Origin of the sequence: Vibrio sp. M250220 (genome assembly GCF_036533795.1) — a bacterium.
Taxonomy (GTDB): Bacteria; Pseudomonadota; Gammaproteobacteria; order Enterobacterales; family Vibrionaceae; genus Vibrio.
Genome location: NZ_JATABI010000088.1, coordinates 1 through 4,192, shown reverse-complemented (window position 1 = coordinate 4,192; position 4,192 = coordinate 1). Strand labels below are relative to the sequence as shown.

The 4,192-nt window shown below is 42.0% G+C and carries 4 protein-coding genes; 1 reads left to right on the top strand and 3 read right to left on the bottom strand.

The genetic code is table 11. The annotated features are described in order from the left end of the window. The coding region (locus tag QTN94_RS19135) for a hypothetical protein (protein ID WP_331428550.1) at positions 1–572 on the top strand (572 nt) is incomplete at its 5' end. Between the two features lie 265 nt (positions 573–837). On the opposite strand, the gene QTN94_RS19130 is transcribed toward QTN94_RS19135, so the two are convergent. The 3 genes from QTN94_RS19130 to QTN94_RS19120 form a co-directional block, all read right to left on the bottom strand. Next, positions 838–1,251: a hypothetical protein gene (locus QTN94_RS19130; RefSeq protein ID WP_331428549.1), complete on the bottom strand. Its 414-nt coding sequence runs from the start codon at positions 1,249–1,251 to the stop codon at positions 838–840. A 15-nt stretch (positions 1,252–1,266) separates the two neighbouring features. Beyond that, entirely contained in the window at positions 1,267–3,261 is a 1,995-nt protein-coding gene (locus QTN94_RS19125; RefSeq protein ID WP_443088810.1) for an RHS repeat domain-containing protein, read from the bottom strand. 73 nt (positions 3,262–3,334) lie between these two features. Continuing rightward, complete coding sequence (locus QTN94_RS19120) at positions 3,335–4,069, bottom strand: hypothetical protein (protein ID WP_331428548.1); 735 nt, start codon at positions 4,067–4,069, stop codon at positions 3,335–3,337. Positions 4,070–4,192: the final 123 nt, after the last annotated feature.

The window sequence follows — 4,192 nt, the reverse complement described above, 5'->3', positions numbered from 1 at the left end:
GCATTGGCAATGCAGGGTCTTTAGGTGGCCCACATTTTATTCGTGATATGTGGGTCAGTGATATTTATGGTGGAGGAGCAAACTTTGCGTATGGCAGCGTTCAGGGCTGTTGTAAAAGTGCCAGCATTGGCATTGGTATTCCTAGCGCTATAAAAGGCGAATGGGAAAATGGGGTTGGTGGCGGCTCATCTCGTGAAAAATGGCAACAGCGTTGGAAGCCCGAATGGGGTAATTTCGATGAGAATTATGATACTAAGTGGTTTCGCATCGATGATGTGATAGACAGTGAGCTTGCCAAGCAAAAAATAGAAACAATGAACCATTACTACAAGAACCATCATGCAAACCCAGTCATGAAGCTTCTTGTTAATGATGACAAAGTTATGCTTCTGTATTCTATCTTGTGTGTGAAATCTGCAAATGATGACTGCACGGTTAACGAAGGTGCAGATCCTAATGGATGGATAGTCCCTTCCCCTAATAGACACCCTAAAAGCGTCGCTGTCGTTACCGTCTTATATGATGGTAAAGGAGAAGTGTCTGACAAACCATTTACGGACAATACTCCCTAGCCATAGAAATAGTCGATTTTCCATATCTTAACCTGCATCAATTGATAGGATGTGATGTGGCTTTAAAAACGTTGAATGAAAAGTTATTAAACCAACCGTTAGGTAGTATTGCACCGACACATTGGCAAGATGAGATTAACCAGTATGGCAAGGAATAGATACATCGCCCTCATGATGCACTAATCAACCCAGAGTGTGAGACTGCAATGGACAGCATGAGGCGGTGCAGCAAGGGCAACACTTTATTGCAAAGTTGGATAACATTTTATTCTTGATCCATCAACTGACGATAATTGTTGAACAGTGCAGAAGCTTCTGAATCATCTTCTATAAGACGCTCATAAAAGAAGGAATCTTTAGCCCACTCTTCAAATACAAGTGATGATAAAACCTCTCTATCTTCCTGTGCTACCGCTGATAGTTTCCAATACGACGATAAACGATCATCTGATACATTGAAAAACTCAGCAGCAAAAGGTTTAGGATATTCATCATACTCTTCAACGCAGATATAGTACCAAGGGCTGTTATCCCAAAATACCACGCCATAAACCGTATATTCCTTGCCTATATCAAGATCTACTTCTCCTTCGGGCATAGAGATATACTTATTTAAACGCTTCAACACATTTTCATCAGAGAACGAGTTCAAGTTATTCACTTTACATACAACTTTCATAATCACTTCTTAAAATTAGTAAGTACCTTTCCTGGGATCAGAAACTCTTTCAATATTATTCAAGCCATCAGTATTGTGCTTTTTAAATTTGAAGTCCATTAAGTTGCCGGTGTTTGGATCACGCACATAGTGAACAACTGAATCATTACCGTTCGCAGACTTAACCTTCAGCTCCATCTTCTCCATTCCCTTGAACTTAGGATCATTCAAGCTTTTGATAATGACATTACCTTGACCTTCCTGAGCTGCTTTCAATGTCATTTGATCTTGGATGCTTTTCGGGGTTCTACTCCATTTGTCTGCACTGTTTGTAACAGCCTTACTAACCCCTTTGCCAAGAGGCGTTCTCTTAGCAAAAGCACCACCTACTGCAACCACCTTATCAGCAATAGTCGCATTCGCATCTAGAACCGTTTCCGCCGCATCAACAAAGTCTTCAACTCCGATTAGCGAGTCCATTGTATCACGTAAAGCCTCATTTCTAACCTCTTGATCCATCTCTCCAGCTAAGTCTTCATTACCCCACTTATATTTTTGGGATGGCGGCTCTATTGTAGGCCCAACTTTCGGCTTTACTTTCGGCTTTACTGTAGGCTCAACTTTGGGCTCTCCTACTTCCTTAGGTTTGTTCGTACCACCAGTACCTGGGTTACGTTCAGGATCTCTGTCACGACCTGGATTTCTGTTGCTATTGGAATTATACCTACCGTTATCTCTCGGCGGATCGTACCTACCTATTCCATCTCTTATACCAGGTTCAGAGATTCCCGCTCCCTCGATCGCACGAAAACCCGTCGGATCCGTATACTTGAGCGGGTTATTCATCACATAAGCATAACGGTTAAAGCTATTTGTGACATACGGCGCTTGAATGATGGGATCGGGGCTAATAAATCGACCTAGCTCCTGATCGTAGACACGACCATTCATATGCACTAAGTCAACCTCGACTATTTCTTCATGCCCTGTATATCCTCGGTTTGTGATTGCGGCTTGTACCACATCTAATGGACCATCTTCACGCCAGAGGACATTACGCTTTTTACCCCAAGTATCATAACTACGACGCTCTACGACTAAACCATAACCATCGGTGATCATGTCTACTGAATTCAGCGCGTCGTAATGCAGATAACGTACTTGTTTATCTTTAAGGCTATTGTCTGCCTCTTTTGTCTGTGTATTCAGAGCAATGAGCTTACCGTCGGCATAAATAAAGTGTTTATGCTGCACGATGCCTGTATTGGTGTCGGTTACACGCTCATAGGTTTTTCCAAAATAGAAGGTTTCGATTCCATCACTGTTCTTTTTCAGATAACGGTTATGGTTAGCATCATAATAGAATTCGACGGTCTTGCCGTTACGGGTGATTTTGCTCAGCTTGTTAAATTCAGTCCATTCGAGTTCACGCTCATTCTCGGTACTGTTATCCGCTCGTGCACGTAGCATATTACCGTTAGCATCATACTGGTAATTTAAACCATTGGCTTTGGTTACCGCATGCGGCCCAGCTTGTTGAGCGCTATAAACATAGTCACCAATACCGGTCTTAAATATCAAGTTACCCAAGTTATCGTATTGATAATTAAATGTACCAGCAAAGTCTGGACTGCCCACTCCATATTCGACGGGGTTCGATAGTGACACACTGTTACTGCTCACACGATCCAAAGCATCATATTGCCATGTATCTGTAATTCCAAGCTGATCATCATAACGATAAGTCACGTTGTTGTGGCTATCGTAGCGGTATTGAATCGAACGCAAATTACGCCCTTTTGCCTTGCTACCAGATAAATGAGGATCAAATAGAACATTAGCCTTATGTGTGGTTATGAAGCTAGGGCGCGCAGTATTAGCATCGTAGTTATAAGTGTTAACCAGACCATTGCCTAAAGTTTCAGACAAAGTGTGGTCATAAGCATCCGTTTCACGTCGCTGCCAATAGTAGATATATGCAGGGTTGTTTATTGATTCCTCTAACTCTGACTGAGTGAGGATAAGGGCCAAATGATCACAGTACCGTGATGGTATCGTCCGTGCTGCCACGCAAATTTAATCACTCTGTGAGAAAGCGAGAACGTTACTCTGTTGCACTCTCTTCATCTTGCTGATAAATCGGGTGCTTATACTTATCATTCAGCTTTTTGATTTCGACTATTTCAATTTCAGGGAAAGTCGACTGTAGATGAGAAAGTAACGTTGTTTTTTGATCAAGCGTCGAAGTAAAAACAGTCCCTATATAGTCAAGTGTTTCTCGCTTAGGGCTTCCAAATGACAGCACTGAGTCATTAGTAAGATTAAACACCACACTACGTTCATCAACCAGTACATAAGACTTATTAACTGTTGGCTGAAAATTGGTCATCCCAAATGACATCAACGCAAACGCCCCAGCACCGACAAGCACCAAGGGGCCAAGTAAAAAAACCGCAATAACACACACCACAATTCCCACCCAAGCAAAGCCGCGCACGATTTTATACGCCACCTCTGGGATCATATCTTGCTCCGTGTAATGAATACCCAGTGCGGTTAAGTGATAACAGCGATGTTTATCAGGAAAATACAGATACCTTGAGATAAGCATAAACACCGTTGAAATAGCAAAAATCCCCCAAAACTCGATAGTGTCAAGAGTCAGCTCATCACTAACAAACCAAAGAAAAGCCAGCATTGAATAACCCGCAAATATCGATATCAACCAATTCACTAGATTCTCGTGTTTTAAACCAGCACCTTTACACTCCCAAGAGTACGCTATCTCAACGTTATAAAGTTGTTCCTTTAGAGACTCTATACTTTGATCATTATTCATTAGTCGATTCTCACTTCAATAAGACGAGTGCCAAATTCTTTTGGCGCAGGCTCTACGGTTAAATCACCTTGTTTTTTACCTGACGCTATATAGCCCAGTTGTTGATGTTTTGAGGCTTGCCAG